The sequence below is a fragment of the Streptomyces callyspongiae genome, from assembly GCF_047200695.1.
In the GTDB taxonomy this organism is placed as follows: domain Bacteria; phylum Actinomycetota; class Actinomycetes; order Streptomycetales; family Streptomycetaceae; genus Streptomyces.
The window spans coordinates 1-2,858 of sequence record NZ_JBJZOM010000036.1; the positions used below are offsets into that span (position 1 = coordinate 1).

The 2,858-nt window shown below is 70.8% G+C and carries 2 protein-coding genes and 1 pseudogene; all 3 read left to right on the plus strand.

The window, feature by feature from the left end:
- Nucleotides 1-386: 386 nt before the first annotated feature.
- The gene (locus ACL06G_RS21370; protein WP_412788140.1) at nt 387-1,577 is read left to right on the plus strand and encodes a S8 family peptidase; all 1,191 of its coding nucleotides are present in this window, start codon (nt 387-389) and stop codon (nt 1,575-1,577) included.
- Nucleotides 1,578-1,710: 133 nt separating this feature from the next.
- On the plus strand, nt 1,711-2,679 hold the full coding sequence (locus ACL06G_RS21375; RefSeq protein WP_412788139.1) for an ABC transporter ATP-binding protein: 969 nt from the start codon (nt 1,711-1,713) through the stop codon (nt 2,677-2,679).
- Nucleotides 2,660-2,858 (plus strand): annotated as a pseudogene (locus ACL06G_RS21380) (ABC transporter permease); the annotation flags it as partial. The gene ACL06G_RS21375 and the pseudogene ACL06G_RS21380, both read left to right, overlap by 20 nt.

Sequence of the window (2,858 nt, forward strand, 5' to 3'; positions counted from 1 at the left end):
CTGGAACGCTACGGCGACACCCAGCTCTACGTCACCCGCGGCGCCGGCGCCTGGGGACCACCCGTCCGCGTCGGCGCCGACTCCGACATCACCCTCGTCACCCTCGCCTCCCCCGCAACCTGACACCCACCCGCGCGGCGACCGCGGAACGACCGGTTCCGCGGTCCGCGTCGCGCGGCCGCGGGCGCGCATGACGTTTGTCATCGAATTGCCCCTGCCACGCAAAAAGCCGGGTGGAGAAGGTTCGGGACGTCACCAGCCGGGACAGTTCTCCCCCGCGACCGGTGGGCGGTTCGGCGCGCCCACCCGGGACTTGTGTCGTCGCAGCTCCCGGGGCATCGTGACGCCCCCTGTCATGCATGCATCAATGCCCACGAGGAGAGACAGTGCGAACAGCTTGGCTGACCATCGGCCGGACGAAGGTGGTGACCACTCTGGCTGTGGGCGCACTCCTGGGCGTGGGCACGGTGGCCGCTCCCGGGTATGCCCGGAGCGCCGAACCCGTGATCAACGCCGGGAGCAGCAGCGCTCTGGACGGCAGCTACGTGGTTGCCTTCGAGGACGGGGAGCAGCCCGACCTGGCGAGGTACGGCGTCCGCGTCCGTGAGCGGTACGACAGCGCCCTGGAAGGGGCCCTGGTCTCGGCCACCGAGCGGCAGGCCGAACGCCTGGCGGCGGACCCGGCCGTCCGCGTGGTGGAGCAGAACACGCGGGTGCACCGGCACCGCCCGCACCGGATCACCCAGTCGAGCCCGCTGTCCTGCGGGCTCGACCGGATCGACCAGCCCTCCCTGCCGCTCGACGGGACCTACACCTACCCGGCCCGGGCGGGCGACGGCGTCGACGTCTACCTCATCGACACCGGCATCGACTACGACCACCCCGACCTGGCCCCCCGCGCCGAGCCCGGCTTCGACGCCTTCGGCGGGGACGGCAGCGACGAGAACGGCAACGGCACGCACATGGCGGGCATCATCGGCGGCTCCGAGTACGGGGTCGCCAAGAAGGCCCGTCTGATCTCGGTGAAGGTGCTCGACGCAGAGGGCGGCGGCACCGTTGCGGGCGTCCTCGACGGGATCGACTGGGTCACCGAGCACGCCTCCGGCCCCTCGGTCGTCAACTGGGTCATCGGCCTCCCCGCGAGCGACGTGCTGGACGACGCGATCCGCACGTCCATCGCCTCCGGTGTCACTTACTCCCTGGAAGCGGGCGCCGACGGCGCCGACGTCGACGGAACGTCACCGGCCCGCGTGCGCGAGGGCATCACGGTGGCCTCCTCCGACTGCGACGACCAGGTCGCTCCCTTCAGCAACCACGGCGAGGGCATCGACCTCTACGCCCCCGGCGTGGACATCACCTCGGACTGGCCGGGCGGGGAGACCCGCACGATGTCCGGCACCACCGTCTCCGCGGCGCACGTCTCCGGTGCGGCCGCGCTCTACCTCGGCCGGCGCCCGTGGGCGAGCCCTCAGGCCGTGGCCAAGGCACTCGACCGCGCCGCAGTGGACGGCGCTCTCACGGGCGTTCCGGACGGCGCCACCCCCAACAAGCTGCTCCAGTTGGTGAATCGGCGCTGACGAAACTACCGGCACCCCCCACGGGGTCGCGGTGGGACGACAGGCACGCTCTCTGCGCGGAAGCACACACCGCGCGGAGACGTGTCACATACCCTCCGAATGAACCGTATTCCGATCCGAACGGGCGGTAGATGTGCTCCTGATCGAAGATCTTGTTAAGTCATACAAACGTGGTGCACGTGCGAACGACGGCATCAGTCTCCGTGTCGATGCCGGGGAGGTCGTGGGCCTGCTGGGGCACAACGGCGCCGGCAAGACGACGCTGATCAACCAGGTCGCCGGGCTGGTGCTGCCGACCTCCGGCACCATCAGCGTCGACGGCTGCGACCCGGTGGCCGAACCCAGCAGGGTGCGGCGCATGGTGTCGGTGATGCCACAGGCCCACGCCCCGCTGGCCGCGGTCACGCCCCGTCAGGCCATTCGCTCCATGGCCCGCATCCGCGGCCTGAGCAAGCAGGACGGCATCGCCAAGACCGAAGAACTGATCGACGCCCTGGAACTGGCCGAGTGGGCCGACGTCACGGGCGAGAAGCTCTCCGGCGGTGTCCGCCGCCTGACCGCGTACGGCATGGCCGCCGCCGGCCCGGCCCGCGTGGTGATGCTCGACGAACCCACCAACGACGTGGATCCGGTGCGCCGCAGGCTGCTGTGGCAGCAGATCCGCGAACTCGCGGGCGAGGGCCGGGCCGTGCTGCTGGTGACCCACAACGTCGTCGAGGCCGAGCGGAGCGTCGACCGCCTCGTCGTCCTCGACTCCGGCAAGGTCGTCGCCGAGGGCACCCCCGCCCAGCTGCGCTCCCGCGCCGTCGGCGCACTCCGCCTGGAGCTGACCACCGCCGACACCGCCGACCTGCCCGCGCTTCCCGACCACCTCAAGCCCGCCGCCGAACCGGTGCGCACCCAGCGTCGACTGGTCGTCCCTCTCGACTCCGACGCCGCCTCCGACGCGCTGGCCTGGGCCCAGAAGCTGCGGGAGGACCAGCACATCGACGAATTCGCCCTGCTGCCCGTCGGCCTCGAGGACGTCTACATGGACCTCGTCGGCAGCGAGAGCAAGAACGACACCGAGAAGGGGAAGCAGAGTGAACCACTGGCTGCGTAGTTACGGACTGCTGCTGGGCTGGACCGGCCTGCGCAGCCGCGCCACCCTCCCGCTGAACCTCGTGGTCCAGACCTGCCTGGCCGTGGGCATCATCATCGGCTTTGCCTACCTGGTTCCCACGATGGACGACGCGACCGCCCTCTACTTCGCCACCGGCGCCCCCGTCCTCGGTCTGATCA